This is a genomic window from Nostoc sp. LEGE 12447 (assembly GCF_015206985.1).
In the GTDB taxonomy this organism is placed as follows: Bacteria; Cyanobacteriota; Cyanobacteriia; order Cyanobacteriales; family Nostocaceae; genus Nostoc.
Map to the genome: position 1 here is coordinate 91177 of NZ_JADEXT010000027.1, position 15767 is coordinate 106943.

Sequence of the window (15767 nt, forward strand, 5' to 3'; positions counted from 1 at the left end):
TTTTATAAGTAGAATGACATAATTCATTTATCAGATAACAGCAAAAACAATATGCAATCTTTTACAAATTCTTTACACAAAGTTTATGCTTCAGCCATTAATTAGTCGAATTTGGCAATCGCTTTTACGTTTACTGTTACAGAGAATTACTCTTGTACTCACGCTGATGTTATGTGCAGCGATCGCGATCGCAATTTCTAATATGTCTGCGCTTTCATCGAGCTTGATTGAAGCCCAAGCAGTGCAAAATGCTGCCTTGAATATCCAATCATTAACTCAAGCTTTTGACCTCTACAGTGCCGCAGCCGCAGATCGAGCTAAACTCGTGCCTGGAATTACCGTCACCCACGCTTACCTCAATACCAAAGGTGCAATCCCCCTACCCTCAACTTTTGCGATCGAACTCGGTGAGCAAATTAGTGAAAAAAATGCCGAAATGTCTGTAAGACTATATAGTAACTATCCATATCCTTGGCGCACGAAAGGGGGAGCAAGAGACGAATTTGAGCGCGATGCACTCAACTTCTTGAAAGAAAACCCTCGTCAAAAATTTTACCGTCTTGAGAAGAAAAATGGAAATACCACCTTGCGTTATGCACAAGCTAGCCTCATGAAAGCAAGTTGTGTAACTTGTCATAACACAGATGCTACTAGCCCCAAGAAAAACTGGGAAGTAGGAGATGTTGCTGGAGCTTGGGGGATTTCTCAATCTCTCGATAATTTAGTAACCAAGACCAATCAAAGTCTCCAAGGAACCTTCGCTATGTTAGGCGGTATGTCAGTCTTAGGACTTTCAGGATTGACGCTTGTTGTTGGGAAACTCCGAGAAAACAGCAGAAATTTAGAGCATCGGGTTAAAGAACGAACTACAGATTTAGCAGAAGCCAACACTGAATTAGAAAAAAGAAACCAATTAATTCGCCAAGTTTTTGGACGGTATTTGAGTGATACGGTTGTTGCTAACTTGTTAGAAAGTCCAGAAGGATTAAAACTTGGTGGTGAACGCCGCAAAATTACTATCCTCACCTCTGACTTAAGAGGCTTCACCGCTCTCTCAGAACGCTTTCCACCAGAAGAAGTTATTCACATTCTCAACCTCTATTTAGAATACATGGCAGATGTGATTAATCATTACCAAGGCACAATTGATGAGTTTATGGGAGATGGTATTCTGGTCTTATTTGGTGCCCCGATCGCTAAAGAAGATGATGCCCTCAGAGCAGTTACCTGTGCCTGTGCTATGCAGTTAGCAATGGGTGGCGTTAATGAAAAGATGAAAACCCTCGGCTGGCCACCATTAGAAATGGGGATTGGGATAAATACAGGTGAAGTTATAGTCGGCAATATTGGTTCCGAGAAGCGGACTAAATATGGAATTGTCGGTAGTCAAGTAAATCTCACTTATCGAATTGAGTCATATACTAGTGGCGGTCAAATTCTCATTTCCGAGCAGACTTTCAAAGAAGTCGGCTCAAGCATCAAAATTATCGGACAAAAGCAAGTTCAGCCAAAAGGTGTGAGCCAGACAATTACCATTTACGAAGTATATGGTGTGGGTGGAAGATACAATCTTTATTTACCCAAAGAAGAAGAATTATTTTTACCTGTTCCTCAAGAGATTCCGCTTTTATACACTATTTTGGATGACAAGCAAATGGGTAATCCTGTCTTTTACGGACGTTTAGTCAAACTATCAGCAAAAGGAGCTGAATTACAAGTAGATATTGCCAATGAAGTACCACCGAAGCTAACCAATCTTAAAATCAATCTTTTCATATCTAAAAACTCAGCGCAAGTCAGTGAAGATATCTATGCCAAAGTCTTAGAAAAACCGACAATTAGAGGAAAATTTTATATTCATTTTACATCTGTCCCTCCATCACTCATAGCTCAGTTTGATAACCTTTATCAGATAATTTCTCAAAAACCTAATTAAGAATTTTAATTTTATAGCAGTCTTATACTATTGGTGAAAACTCTATTTATTATCCTCCGTATTTTTTGTGTTCCTCCACACTTTTTTTGCGTTCCTACCCTACAGTCAGGCTGGAAGCAAGCTACGCGTAGCGTCTCGTAGAGAAGGCATCACGTTTAAACTAAAATCTATCATCGAAAAATAAAGTCGCTAATTTACAAAATCCCCCCGCAGGTTAATGAAAATTTAAAGTATGTTTTCTAACATCTAAAATGCATACTTCCATTTTCCTATCTGTGTGTAAATCCTCATGGCTAAAGTTGAAGAATTGACACCCCAGCAACTCTCCGAAACAGACCTAAAACCACGAGGGAGAGTTTATCCGAGTCCTATCAGTTGGCGCGACCAGTTTTTGTACCAATTGGTATTAGATAGATTCAGTGACGATAATGAAAATCAAAGAGAGCTTTTTGACCACACCAATCTTGCAAAATTCCAGGTTAAGGATAAAGCCAACTGGATGGCAGCAGGGACAAAATTTGTTGGTGGTAATCTTAAAGGAATTAAGAGTAAATTAGACTACTTGCAACGATTGGGAATAACAACGCTGTGGATTAATCCACCTTGGCGGCAACGTTCTGAGTTAGAAGTTTACCATAGCGATCGCATTCAAGAATTTTTAGATATTGACCCGCACTTTGGCACCCGTCAAGATTTAAGAGATTTAATTGATGCTGCCCACGATCGCAGGATGTATGTCATCCTAGATGTAATTTACAGCCAGAGTGCTGATAACTGGTTTAACAGAAATGACGTAATTGCAGCTCTAGCAAGAGTTTATCAATATTGGATTGCTCTTTCTGACTGTGATGGCTTGCGGATAGATAGCCTCAAGCATGTTTCTCCAGAAGATTCCCGCAAATTCTGCACAGCTGTCCGTGAATACGCCGAATCTATCGGTAAAGACAACTTTTTACTGACTGGGGAAATAACCTCTGGTAGTATGGCTGGTGCTTACATAGACATTATTGCTCGCAACCTTAGTGCTGTATTAGACATCGCACAGACCCCTAATGAATTGGCTGCATTCGCCAAAGGGTTAGTAAACCCCAAGCAATTTTTCGATTTGTATAGCGAAAACAATCTCGCTGGAGAATATCGCCAAATTGGGACATATCATGTCTCCATCTTGGATGACTATGAGATGTCATCCCGGACTAATAAGCAGCGATTTGCCGCATACAGTAATGTACCTAATCTATATGAGCAAGTTGCTCATGCTGTTGGTGTGCAATTAACTATGCCAGGAATTCCTGCTATTTATTATGGAACAGAGCAGGCTTTTGATGGAAATGAAGGTTATCACGATTACAGCATAGAGGGTGGAAGGTTTGCGGAAGATAGATATATCAAAGAAGCAATGTTTGGCGGTGCTTTTGGCGCATTTCAAACAGCAGACTGTCATTTCTTCGATATCGATCATCCTACCTATTTGCGGATAGCTGCGATCGCGCGTATCCGCAACAGTCACGATAAAATTGGTAAAGCCTTGCGCCGTGGACATCACTACCTACGCGAAACATCCTTTTGTAATTCCCCCTTCTCGATTCCCGGACAAGGCGAATTAGTTGCTTGGTCACAGACTTTATTTGACACAGAAGTGCTGATGGTACTAAATACCAACGGCTTAGAAAATCGCGGTGCAGAAGTGACAGTAGATACTTATATACATCCCCAAGACTCGACCATGACGTTTTTATACAAAAGCGATTGGAGCGATTCATATTTACGCCACCCACCCCGCGACCAAACTGTAGCTGTGCAACATCATAACGACCGTCGCGCAACTGTGCGAATTGATTTGCCACCTTCGGGAATGGTGATTTTGGCGTAAGCAAACATTAGCTTTTGGGCAAAGCTTTGAGATAAAAAACCTGGTTTAAATTTATAACCTTTTACCAGAAGCTTTGCCCCTGAAATTACTAAATATCTATGTTCTAATTTTTATTAACTATTTTTAATCTAATACGGTTTAGTCAAATCTAAAAGTATTTGTCAAATCAATTTTTTAATTAGACATATTTATAGCAAAAAGTTTTGCTAAATACCTCTGAAGATTCATGAAAACCTGGATAAATATATTCCAATATTGAAGACTCAGATTTTAATTAGCAAAATTATATCTCAAAGCAGAGAATTACTATGGAGAATGTAATTGCTTACAACAACGATAAAGGACTTCTTGCTTACATTCAATTCCTGGCATCTAGTTCCCTAAAATTTGGAGATGGTAATACTGATAGAGTATTTGACTTCGAGGACGCACTTGACCAAACAGAAATGGCACAGCTAGCTGTTAATGAACTAAAAAAAATCCCTGAAGTGAATGCGTTGTTTACAGAACGTTGGCTACCAGCACCTTTCAATTTAGATGATTTAGGTAAACTCCCAGAGGGAACTTTAGGTCATGTTTATGCTAGAGAAATGAAAGCTAGAGGATTCGATCCCTACTTTTATAAAAAAGTTCCTGTTGTTGATGATATTTCCTATCTTAAAATGCTTTGGAGATCCACCCATGATATATATATATCATGTAGTCGCTGGATTTGACACAAATGGAATTGGTGAAATTGGTCTCCAAGCTTTTTTCTTAGCTCAGACTCCAATTCCCATCAGCGTCATGCTTTTGAGTTTTGGCATGGTGATGATTAGCCTTTACCAACCTAATAATTTTAAAGATTTAATGATAGAAATATCTCGTGGCTACAGGGTGGGTTCTCATACTCCAGGTAAGTTGATCGCGCAAAAATGGGATCAACTTTGGGATGTACAAGTCAGCGAAATTCGTGAGCGTCTGGGTGTGAATTCTATTTCGTAAAACTGGTATTTTGAGAGGTGGATTTGTTGAAGGAGGCAGGAGGCAGGAGGCAGGAGGCAGAAGGAGTTTTTCAGTTGGGGATTCGACCCCTACTGATAGCGCAGCGTAAAGCCTGCGGCATAGCAACTCTTAGAGACGCTACGCGTAGCTCGCTTCTCCGTAGGAGTACGCTTAGAGCGAGTCTGCGAGCGTCTTTAGAGCCACTGAACTCTCGTAAGAAAGCGGGAAGCTAACGCAACAGTGGGGGTCTTGGGCTGTTACAGAGCGCAGTTTTCCTCCTGCCTCCTGCCTTCCTCAATAAAAATTGCAACACCCTGCACTTTAAGAGTACAGGGTGTAATACAGCTATATTTTGTGTGATTCCCAGTTTCTATTTACCTCAAAGCCAATCCCGATAAGCAGATATTTCATTTACGCTGATTTCAAATGGCATCCCCTTGCCAAATGGCGGATAAACGCGGATTTTTCCATTGCTAGCAAACCGTTCTAACCTATTACCCAACTGAGCAATATTGCTAACTATATGCCAGTAAGATACTAAGTCGGGGCAGTCAACAATTAATGTTAGGATGCTAGCATTTGTCGTGAGATACCACTGACAATTAGACAACAAGACTCGCGTAATGCGATCGCAAGCTAGATAAAAGCATCTACCAGTAGACTGTTCTAGCTCCATCTGCAACATTCCATCCTCTTTCGTTACCTCAGTTGGAGGTAAATCATCGGGAGGAAGCAGGTATAGTTTAGAAGACATAATTTCGCACCTCTTGGTTGTAGCGCGTCAAACTCTCCAGGTTTTTTTGCAAATCCGCAGACGAGGGTTTGAGGGCTAGGGTAGCTAAATTTAATTCGTCTTGAAATTTCTTGATTTTGTCTCGACAAGTCTCCACATCACCGATAATTGAGTTCTCAATCAAATAATCTTCGTCGAAACAAATGTTTGTACGGTCAAATGGTTTTTGGTTGGGGTTTGCACTATTCTGCAATACTTGAGCCGTATTAGCTTTCATTTTCTGGCTAAATTGGCGGATGAAAGGCAATGCCTCACTCACTGCTTCATCAAATGTTTTACCAACATAAAAAAAGCGTGCCAGCACGAAGTTTTCTGCACCACTAGAATTTAAGGCTCGATATTTAGCAACAGTATCCTTCAATCTGTGTAGGGAGAATGGTGGCCCACCCATCAAGCTGAAGGAATGTTTAGCAGCAAGTTCGATACCATCATCGCCGCCAGTGGCAACATACACTGGTACTTGACTCTGCAATGGTTTTGGGTAAATTGTCAGGCGATCGCACTGATAATACTTGCCATTAAATGATACATCAGTTTCATATAAAAGCTTTTGAACCAATGCGATCGCCTCTAGCATCTTAGGACGAGCTTCACTTGGGAGTGTCGCAAAATGCTTATTTTGTTGGGGAAAGGGGCCGCCTTTAGCAACTCCAAATAATAATCGTCCATTGCACAGGTTATCAAGAGTGGCGATATCTTCCGCTACCCGAATCGGGTTATGGAATGGCAGTAACACCGCCGCAGTGCCCAATTGGATAGTTGAAGTCAATCCCGCCAAGTGTGCCATCAACAGCAACATAGACGGGCTGAGATTGGATTCACTAAAATGATGCTCACTCACCCAGGCTGACTCAAAACCTAAACTTTCTGCCTGTTTTATCAGCGCGACTTGCTCAGAAATGGCACGACGAGCATCTTGGTGATGATTATCGTAATTGCAGAAAATTCCAGTTTTCATTACTTGCTTTGATACTTTGTGCTGGCTATTCTAGTGGTCAATAGGTTTGAAGTAAGCACTTTAGTGCTTCAATATTTGAGGACTAAAGTCTTCACTACAAACACCTTTACTCCTCTCCATTAATGCGATCAAAGACTAATTTGCAACCCACTGCAACTCCAACCATAGCCGTGGGTTGTTATGTTTGATGTTCGACATCGGATCGCGCAATAATCGTTTGGCATTCATGCAGACTACTTGGACTAGTCCCATATTGTCTGCAACTTCTCTGAGAATTTCTTTGTGGGCTTGCACATAGGAAATCATTTCGTCAGAGCAATAAATTCCTATATATTGCAACCGTCGAGCAGGTCGTCCCCAAAAACAGGTGATGACTTTCACATAACACCCATCTAGTAATTCCCCAACTTTTGGGTAGTAGTGGTTGAGGACTCTTGTGAATTCTTTGGCTAAGATATCTTCAGCAATCATTGGAACTGATATTTCTGTAGCGTCCATCACGCTATTTAATATAACATAATTTTATCAATTAAATATGACAAAATACCTTATGAGGCTTAAATAAAATATTAAATATTACATAAAAAAAGAGGTGTACCTTATTTGGTATCACCTCCGATTTGCGTAAAGCATCTTTATATTGAATGAAATATCAAAGTATTGATTTGAATACCTCGAACGCGGCTATTAATGCAAAACCCACCTCGTAGGTTAGTTTTTTAGTTAGCGTGCAAGATTAACCGCAATTTCTCATCGACAGGTATATTTGCCAAGGATAGATGCTCCCAAATACTCTGATATCAAAAATCATGAATTCAAATAAAATGTATTTAATTAGCACATTTCAAGATTGAATTCTAAATGTTGAATTTTTAATTATTATCGAGCATTGCGTTCACAAACTAATACCTCTGCTATGATATCTGGCACATTTACAAAATCTGTGAATCCTTCAGAACCACGGATTGGTGATATAAATGTATAGTTTGGATCGCAAGCTCCAGTGTCATATACTTGAATAAACCATCTATCGGGAAATCCTTCTACACCTAATTCCACAGTGTACCAACTCTCGCCAATCAGACGAGAGTTAAAGATTGTGAACCACTCCCGATTCTCTTCTGAAATATTCCAATCTGCCATGAGCAGTTCTAAAGCGATTTGTCCTGCATCCGTTGAAGTCAACAACATTTTTACTCCTTATTGGCAACTTCAGGATTTTCAACTTCAGTATTGGGAACTTCAGGGTATAAACCCAATTCTTTAGCTAGCTCACGCGCCACAAAAAATAAAAACTTGGCACCATCTTGATTGCCTTCATGGGCAAACATCGTTGCTACTTGTAACATTGTTTCTACGAAACCAGAGTCAATTAATTCTGGCTTAGATTCTAAAATTTCTGGTTCTTGACCATTAGGGCACTTGAGCAATTCATCAATCAGATTGAAATACAGTTGCTGGCGTTGTTCTGACATGGTGTTTTGTTTTGGTTGATTTTAGTGAGTTAATTGGAAATTGGTCACTGTTCGATACCTTGCTGCCACAGTCTCTCCAACATTTCAACTTGTTCTTTTAAAACAGTTGCACGATGTACAAGATATCTGTCGTAAAAGAGAATTCCTAACCCAACACAAATAGGGGTTAACAAGAAGAACCATTGCAAGATAGCGGCAAATTTATATTGTTCAGCAACAGTCAGCATTTGATTAATCACATTACGGTCAGAGGATTGGATGCTAGTCTGAGGGGAATGTGTAACCTCTGTCTGGGGAGCCAAGTCGGGAGCATTTTTAGTCGTCTTGTTAACTTCGTAGGCTAAATTCTGGGATTTTACTAAATCCAAATGTCGCTCCCAAACTATACCAAATACTACTAGTTCTGGAGAAAGCACTGCTAAAATAACTACGCAAACTGTCAGAACATTTAAAAGTTTGGCTTTCATCTTGGCTCTCCCTTGCTAGGTAGTATGCACCCAGTAAGAAAATATCATTTGCTGTTTATCTGAAACAGTTTTGATATTAAAATATGTGTAAACGGGAATTTTCACAATTGTTAGCTATCAGTTTATTTTCTAATTACCACTGACTACTGATCACTGAAAAGTTACTAACATTTTTGCAAAACGTAGGATTATTCAATCAGAAATAACACACTTATATTCTGGGATGTGGTTTCATCTTGCTCTCAAAAGGGAGATTAAGAAGTCCCCCCTAGTTCACTCAGCTTTCGCTCAGGAATGTTGGGGGGTAGAGGGGAATCTCTGCGTAAATCCTATACGATTTATATCAGTCGCTCTCCACAAAACAGTTTACCCCAGCCCTGTTAAGATTATTAAATTCATTACAATAGTACTCAACGGCTGTAATCCTTATCAGATAGGTATTATAAAAAAATATTGGGGTATGGGTGCTAGTGTTTTTGAGATGGGGTGCTAGTGTTTTTGAAGTGGGGTTCTGGTGTTTTTGTACTCAATCTAAAAGCAATGTAGGCAAAGCTTTAGAACTGTTTTTAATGCAAGTTTTAGTAGATAAAATCTGCACTCAAAAGTAAATATCGATGTCTCTTGATAAAGATAAACTAATAAATTCAGAAAATCCATTAAATGTTTTGAAATTTAGTTATATTTCCCTAACAAATAAAGAATGATGATAAAAATTATTCATATATACAGAATTATAAAAATTGATCTTAGCCTAAGAGACAACAGTCAGCAATTCCAAATGGTAAAATAAAAGAATGGCAAGCTAAACATCTGCTGAAGATAGAATCAATGAGAGCATCTGCTAAAAGTTCTTTCTAAACTTTCAGATTTTGTGGTTTAGTTAGAATATATAGTATATGCACTCATTACCACTAAACTGCAAATTAAATACACAAAAGCTTATTGTTATAAGTAAATACTCTGTACTAAGATTTAGAATTTTAGGAGTTAAATAATGCGGATTGCTCAAGATATAACAGAACTGATCGGACGAACTCCTTTAGTTCAACTGAACAAGATTCCTCAAGCTGAAGGAGTAGTAGCAAGGATAGTTGTCAAATTAGAAGGTATGAACCCAGCAGCTTCGGTAAAAGACCGCATTGGGTTAAGTATGGTACTTTCAGCAGAAGCGGCTGGCTCAATTAAGCCTGGAAAGACTATTTTAGTTGAGCCTACTTCAGGTAATACAGGAATTGCTCTAGCAATGGTAGCAGCAGCACGTGGCTACCGTTTAATTTTGACAATGCCAGAGACGATGAGCCAAGAACGACGCGCTATGTTGAGAGCTTATGGCGCGTCTTTAGAATTGACACCAGGCGCGGAAGGAATGCGGGGAGCGATTCGCAAAGCCGAAGAGATTGTGGCTAATACTCCTGATGCTTTTATGCTGCAACAGTTCCGCAACCCTGCCAATCCTAAAGTTCACCAGGAAACTACCGCCGAAGAAATTTGGACAGATACAGACGGAGAAGTAGATATCGTCATTGCTGGGGTAGGTACTGGTGGGACGATTACCGGGATTGCAGAGGTACTTAAAGGTCGTAAAAAGACTTTTAAGGCGATCGCAGTTGAACCCAGCAACAGCCCAGTTCTCTCCGGTGGTGAAGCCGGACCACACAGAATTCAAGGTATTGGTGCCGGATTTATCCCCGATGTTCTCCGCCTAGAATTGGTTGATGAAGTAATTAGAGTCAGCGATGAACAAGCGATCGCTTACGGGCGACGTTTGGCAAAAGAAGAAGGCTTACTATCTGGGATATCCTCTGGTGCAGCTTTGTGTGCTGCCATTCAAGTAGGTAAACGTCCAGAAAATGCCGGACGTTTAATCGTGATGATTCAGCCTTCCTTCGGCGAACGTTACCTCAGCACCCCCATGTTTCAAGACTTATCCTTAGAAACTGCTGGCGTGCGTTAAAGATAAGACTTACGCAAACAATAGTCAAAAAGAAAGATTTTCCGGTAGGGGCAATTCATGAATTGCCTAGGGCAAACGCATCTAAATTACTCTTGATCACAACGAAGCTTAAGAACCAACGAAAAAATCAGGATTTCGCGTTTGATTATTTTTAAAGCCCCAAAGCGATCGCCTAATTATTCGCAATAAGCAAAGGTTAATGACATTAATTTTAGCTCTATTGAGAATAGACTTTGCTTATTGACATGATGCGGCCGCCCTAATGAATTGCCCCTACCGCGTGTATTGTTTCGTAAGTTTAAAAGAGAGCAAGAAAGGAGACAAGATAAAGATGTTTCTATCTCCTACCCCAATACTTTTTGGTTAAACCCAATAATCTCTCTTTTGGTCTGGGGAAAGGTTAAAGGGCAATGGGGAAAGGGAAATTCAAACCCTTTCCCTTTCCCCTTTCCCCCAAAACCCGAAAAGTATTGCCTCCTACCCCCTACTTCTAAATGCTAACTACAACGTTCTTGCTAACTTCCTGGCAAATTGGAATGCGGATTTGAAACTCTGCCCCCTTACCTGGTTCTGAGATGCAAGAGAGTGAGCCACCATGTTTTTCAGTGATAATTTGGTAGCTAATCGACAAACCCATACCTGTCCCTTTACCCACAGGTTTTGTGGTGAAGAAAGGATCGAACAAGCGGCGCTGAAGAGACTCCGGTATACTTAGACCATTGTCTGCAATCCGAATTTCGATTTGATTAGCATCAATTTGTTCAGTGTAAATAGTTATGGTTGGAGTTATTATTTGTCCTTGATTATCCGCTAATGACTCTTCCAAAGCATCGATCGCATTACTCAACACATTCATAAACACTTGATTGAGTTGCCCTGCATAGCATTCCACTTGGGGTAGGTTGCCGTAATGTTTAACAAGCTCAATACCGACACGATCTGACTTTTCTTTGAGGCGATGTTGCAGAATCATTAGGGTACTATCAATCCCCTGATGAATATCAACGGCTTTAATCTCGGCTTCGTCCATGCGTGAGAAGGTTCGCAGAGAAGCGACAATTTGCCGAATTCGGTCTGCTCCAACCCGCATAGAAGACATTAGTTTAGGCAGGTCTTCCAGCAAAAATTCTAAGTCAATTGCTAGAGCTTCTTCCTGAATTTCTAGATGGGGAGATGGGTAATGTTTTTGGTAAAGTTCCAATAGTGTTAGCAACTCTTGAGTATAGCCGTTGGCATGGGTCAGGTTGCCAAAGATAAAATTGACGGGATTGTTGATTTCGTGAGCAACACCAGCTACCAATTGCCCTAAGCTTGACATTTTCTCAGTCTGCACAAGATGAGCTTGGGTTTGTTGCTGTTTGTACAGAGATTTTTCTAGTTGTTCGGCTTTTTCTCGCTCTCGCATTTCAGATGCTTGTAAAGCTTCATTATTAGCTTCCAGTTGTTGCGAGTATGCTTGTAGGTTGGTGTACAGACGGGCGTTCTCGATCGCAATCGAAATTTGTGCTGTCAACAGACTCAGCACATTCACTCGTTCTGAAGGAAAAGCACCAGAAATAAGATTATTTTCCAGGTAAAGAAGACCAGTAAACTTGCCAGAGTGAATCAATGGTAGGCACAAAATCGATTTAGATTGGTGAGTGGCGATATAAGCATCAGCCGCAAAGCGAGAGTCTTTAACAGCATCATCTAAAATCAGGCTTTCTCTGGTTCTTTCTACATAATTGAATAAGGCAACCGGAAGTAAGAATAAATGAGTTTCATGCTCAAAGTTAACAACAACGTTAACGTTCTTACCTTCAACAATTCCCTCTGCTTCTAGCATCCATTGATGATTGTGCTTGACAAGAAAGTAACCTTGTTGAGCGCCAGCGTTTTCGATCGCATTTTTCATCAATTTTTCGAGCAAGCGACTCAGCACCATTTCTTCTGACAAGACTTGTGAAGCTTTCATCACCGCCATCAAGTCGAGAATTTGAGCGCCTCCGCTAGTCGTGGAGTTTGTTTGAATATTGTGCAGGTAATTCGGTTCTAGTTTTTCTGTGTTTGATTGCACAATCAATTGCGGATAGCGTGCTTCTAAATCTTTGACTTTAGCGATCGCACCCCAATGGCTGTAGGTGTAGTAAGCATTTGTCATGTATGCTTGGGCAATGGCTTGTTTACCCCATGACCAATAGAATTTGGCAGCGAGTTCGTGAGCAAGTGCTTCTTCGTTGATATACTCGTTTTCTTTAGCAAGTGCGATCGCTTGATCGTACATCTCAATCGCTTCGATTTTTTCCCCTAAAACCCGATGCCGTTCTGCCTCTACTAGATAGAATTTGTGTAAATGATTCATTGGGGCATGATCTGCCCATTTTTGCATTTTTTCTTGATTAGCTTGGACGCGATCAATAATTGCGTGTTGTCCTGATGCTTGGCGATCAGGATACACCGCTAGCCGTACTAAAGAATCATAAAAATTGAATAGAGGAACAAGGGGCATTCCTACCACTGCATCTAAATACTTCTCCGCTATAGCGAGATTCTCAATCGCTTCCGAGTAATTTTCAAACCAATAACAAAGCAAAAATTTGTTCAAATATATGTAGCCAACTCCCGCATTGTCGTTTGCTTGCTGGTGTAGTGGCAATCTTATCTGTTCATCGCAGGCTTCACCCTTGAGAAGGGAGGGATTTTCACTTTTTCCAAGTAGATTTAAGGTAGCCTGCCAATAGATTTCTATATAATTAAGCGCTGTTTCTTGCTTAATATTATGAATAGCATTTCTATTTCTTGCTATCTCTCTTTCAAGGACAGTCAGTTCTTTACCGCTAAAGTAAGCTAAACAAGAGTACTGTAGTAGACTATAGCCTGCATATTCTAAGTCTCCTGTCTCCATTCCGCTAGAGTAACTTGACAGCAAAGGCTCTAAGGTTTCTCTCAGATGCTCTTTCCAATGTCGGATAAATAGATTTACGATGAAAACTGTCTTGGCTTTGATTTCTTGAGCATTTAACTTTGACACTAGATTTAAAGCCAACTGACCAAATTTATAACCTGAATCAATATCTCCCACAATGGCACAAAGAAGAAAACCATAATTGGCATAAGCAAAGGGAGAAACGGTAGCATTACCATATTCGACGGATAATTGTACTTGTTTGCATACCGTCAAGGGCAACAGTGCAGGAGCAGCAATATATGCAGGAGCAAAGATACTTGACAAAAGTCTAATGGCTGCTAATTTATAGCGATCGCTCATTTGAGGTAGTTCAATTAAATCCTCAATTCGCGTTCCACTCAAAATTGCCGCAGTGTCTGCCAATCCTTGCCCAATATCTGACGCGTTCGGTTCTTGAGGAAACTCCACCCCTAGCAGCTTTAAAACTTGTAGCGCTGTGTTAACCGCTTCTAGCAGCCGGTTCTGCGCCATATAAGCTTGCATCTGGACTTCATACACTTTAATTTTGTCCAGTAGCGTCACAGCACAGTTTTGGACGATCTCAAACAATCTCTGCATTTCTTCAAAATCACCGCTCAAAAAAGCTGCCTCTGCTGCTTCTGAGTGCAGTGTTAATGTCAGTTCATATTCACACTTCCAGCTTTCTTCTGTTAACAATCCCAAACCAACTTGGAAATATTTGATGGCGGAATCGTGTGCTGTGGCTGCTTTTGCCCTTTTACCTGCAATCAGATTGAGTTCTGCAAGTTGAGATTTTTCTATTTCAGATATTAGTAAATCAGTACCGTAATTCAGTTGGTTAACTAAAGCAAATATATTTTCTTTGCGTTCTTCTGGTGTAGTCTTTTGCAGCAGTAATTGACCAATTTTCAGATGCGTTGCTTTCTTCTGCTCATCGGGAATCAGAGAATACGCCGCTTGTTGTACTCGGTCATGTAAAAACTTGTAGTCAACTTTAACATCTGTTAAAGTAACGCCGCCTGAATCCTCCTGAGTAAACGCTAAGGGAATTTTGTAATCCTGATTTAACGGCAAAATTAGCCCAGCTTGCAGGGCTGGCCACAATTGCGCCGCAGTTGTTAAAGAAGATGCTTCATTAACGATCGCTAATACATCCAGATTGAACGTGTTGCCAATACAAGCAGCCAGTTTAAGGACTTCCTGTGTTTCTGGTGACAATTTGCGAATATTTCTCGCCGTTAATTCAACCACGTTTAAGTCGGTAAGACCGATCGCTTGAATATGTTGGATATCCCACTGCCAAACTCCAAACTGGAAGTCATACGTTAACAAGTCTTCTTGATGTAGAGTTTTCAGCAGTTGTGTTAAGAAAAAAGGGTTTCCTCCAGTTTTGTGAAATAATAATTCTGCTAGTGGCTTGCTGGCTTCTGTGTGATTCAAGGTATCGCTAATTAACGCTTCCACATCTGTTAACTGCAACGGTGATAAGACAATATGATTCACCACTGCATTTGCTGTTTGAATCTTGTTCAAACCCATCATCAGTGGATGGGTAGGCGACACTTCGTTATCGCGGTATGCTCCAATTAACAATAAATATTTGCGTGGCTCGCCGCCGTAGGCATCGCTATCTGTCATCAATAGCTCAATTAAGTTCAGCGATGCCGAATCTGCCCACTGCAAATCATCGAGAAACACAACCAAGGGATGGTCTTGGGTCGTGAATACGCCAATGAATTGCCCAAAAACGCGATTGAAACGATTTTGAGATTCAGCCGCACCCAGTTGTGTTACTGGTGGCACAGTTCCAATAATTAGTTCGACTTCGGGAATCACATCGATAATGACTTGCCCATTCTCTCCCAATGCAGTTAAGAGTTTCTCTTTCCAAACTTGGATTTGGGCTTCGCTTTCGGTAAGTAATTGCTGAATCAAGGATTGGAATGCTTGAATCAAGGATGCATAAGGAATATTGCGCTTGAACTGGTCAAACTTGCCTGCAATGAAATAACCCTTTGCTCCCACAATGGGTTTATGAACTTCATTGACGACACTCGTCTTTCCAATCCCCGAATAACCAGAGACGAGCATGAGTTCGCTACTACCTCCTGCCACACGCTTAAACGCAGCCATCAATGTTGCTACTTCTGCTTTGCGGCCGTATAGCTTTTGCGGAATCAAAAAATGCCCGGATTTGTCTTGTCTTCCTGGTACAAAGTTTTCAATTTTTCCAGTTGTTTGCAGTTGAAACAAACATTCCTCTAAATCAGCTTTCAATCCCCAAGCGCTTTGATCAGTAAACCAAAAAGTTTTTGAGAGAAGAGCAATCGCTAGACACAATGTAGCTTATAATACTTAGAAATACAGAATTTTCTGACTAGCAGACATAGTATAGATTATGATTACTTATAATTAGCTA

The 15767-nt window shown here is 40.5% G+C and carries 10 protein-coding genes and 1 pseudogene; 4 read left to right on the forward strand and 7 right to left on the reverse strand.

The features are described 5' to 3' along the window. The first annotated feature begins 85 nt into the window (after positions 1 to 85). From IQ274_RS24065 to IQ274_RS24075, 3 genes and pseudogenes are all read left to right on the forward strand, one after another. The gene (locus IQ274_RS24065) at positions 86 to 1936 is read left to right on the forward strand and encodes an adenylate/guanylate cyclase domain-containing protein (RefSeq protein WP_194143659.1); all 1851 of its coding nucleotides are present in this window, start codon (positions 86 to 88) and stop codon (positions 1934 to 1936) included. Positions 1937 to 2225: 289 nt separating this feature from the next. Next, positions 2226 to 3809, forward strand: coding sequence for an alpha-amylase family glycosyl hydrolase (locus IQ274_RS24070; protein ID WP_194143660.1), 1584 nt, complete (start codon positions 2226 to 2228; stop codon positions 3807 to 3809). Between the two features lie 308 nt (positions 3810 to 4117). Beyond that, positions 4118 to 4793, forward strand: a pseudogene (locus IQ274_RS24075) (Coq4 family protein). A gap of 379 nt (positions 4794 to 5172) precedes the next feature. Here the strand turns inward: IQ274_RS24075 and IQ274_RS24080 are convergent. The 6 genes from IQ274_RS24080 to IQ274_RS24105 form a co-directional block, all read right to left on the reverse strand. Further along, positions 5173 to 5547 carry a hypothetical protein gene (locus IQ274_RS24080; RefSeq protein WP_193946535.1) on the reverse strand — a complete coding sequence of 125 codons (375 nt, stop codon included), beginning with the start codon at positions 5545 to 5547 and terminating at the stop codon, positions 5173 to 5175. Next, a complete protein-coding gene (locus IQ274_RS24085) occupies positions 5537 to 6544 on the reverse strand; it encodes an LLM class flavin-dependent oxidoreductase (protein ID WP_194143661.1) in 1008 nt (335 codons plus the stop codon). Before IQ274_RS24085 ends, IQ274_RS24080 begins: the two co-directional genes overlap by 11 nt. 135 nt (positions 6545 to 6679) lie before the next feature. Continuing rightward, complete coding sequence (locus IQ274_RS24090; protein ID WP_167306207.1) at positions 6680 to 7042, reverse strand: hypothetical protein; 363 nt, start codon at positions 7040 to 7042, stop codon at positions 6680 to 6682. A gap of 381 nt (positions 7043 to 7423) precedes the next feature. After that, positions 7424 to 7735: a hypothetical protein gene (locus tag IQ274_RS24095; RefSeq protein WP_012407155.1), complete on the reverse strand. Its 312-nt coding sequence runs from the start codon at positions 7733 to 7735 to the stop codon at positions 7424 to 7426. Positions 7736 to 7737: 2 nt separating this feature from the next. After that, the gene (locus tag IQ274_RS24100; RefSeq protein WP_012407154.1) at positions 7738 to 8019 is read right to left on the reverse strand and encodes a hypothetical protein; all 282 of its coding nucleotides are present in this window, start codon (positions 8017 to 8019) and stop codon (positions 7738 to 7740) included. A 44-nt stretch (positions 8020 to 8063) separates the two neighbouring features. Next, positions 8064 to 8486, reverse strand: coding sequence for a hypothetical protein (locus IQ274_RS24105; protein ID WP_194143662.1), 423 nt, complete (start codon positions 8484 to 8486; stop codon positions 8064 to 8066). A 994-nt stretch (positions 8487 to 9480) separates the two neighbouring features. On the opposite strand from IQ274_RS24105, the gene cysK reads away from it, so the two are divergent. Beyond that, complete coding sequence (gene cysK / locus IQ274_RS24110; protein ID WP_194143663.1) at positions 9481 to 10440, forward strand: cysteine synthase A; 960 nt, start codon at positions 9481 to 9483, stop codon at positions 10438 to 10440. Positions 10441 to 10930: 490 nt separating this feature from the next. On the opposite strand, the gene IQ274_RS24115 is transcribed toward cysK, so the two are convergent. Continuing rightward, complete coding sequence (locus IQ274_RS24115; protein WP_228058332.1) at positions 10931 to 15625, reverse strand: AAA family ATPase; 4695 nt, start codon at positions 15623 to 15625, stop codon at positions 10931 to 10933. Positions 15626 to 15767: the final 142 nt, after the last annotated feature.

Coding starts and splice junctions, on each gene's coding strand:
- IQ274_RS24085 (WP_194143661.1), bottom strand. CDS start 6,544: ATGAAAACTGGAATTTTCTGCAATTACGATAATCATCACCAAGATGCT.
- IQ274_RS24065 (WP_194143659.1), top strand. CDS start 86: ATGCTTCAGCCATTAATTAGTCGAATTTGGCAATCGCTTTTACGTTTA.
- IQ274_RS24095 (WP_012407155.1), bottom strand. CDS start 7,735: ATGTTGTTGACTTCAACGGATGCAGGACAAATCGCTTTAGAACTGCTC.
- IQ274_RS24090 (WP_167306207.1), bottom strand. CDS start 7,042: ATGGACGCTACAGAAATATCAGTTCCAATGATTGCTGAAGATATCTTA.
- IQ274_RS24105 (WP_194143662.1), bottom strand. CDS start 8,486: ATGAAAGCCAAACTTTTAAATGTTCTGACAGTTTGCGTAGTTATTTTA.
- cysK (WP_194143663.1), top strand. CDS start 9,481: ATGCGGATTGCTCAAGATATAACAGAACTGATCGGACGAACTCCTTTA.
- IQ274_RS24100 (WP_012407154.1), bottom strand. CDS start 8,019: ATGTCAGAACAACGCCAGCAACTGTATTTCAATCTGATTGATGAATTG.
- IQ274_RS24070 (WP_194143660.1), top strand. CDS start 2,226: ATGGCTAAAGTTGAAGAATTGACACCCCAGCAACTCTCCGAAACAGAC.
- IQ274_RS24080 (WP_193946535.1), bottom strand. CDS start 5,547: ATGTCTTCTAAACTATACCTGCTTCCTCCCGATGATTTACCTCCAACT.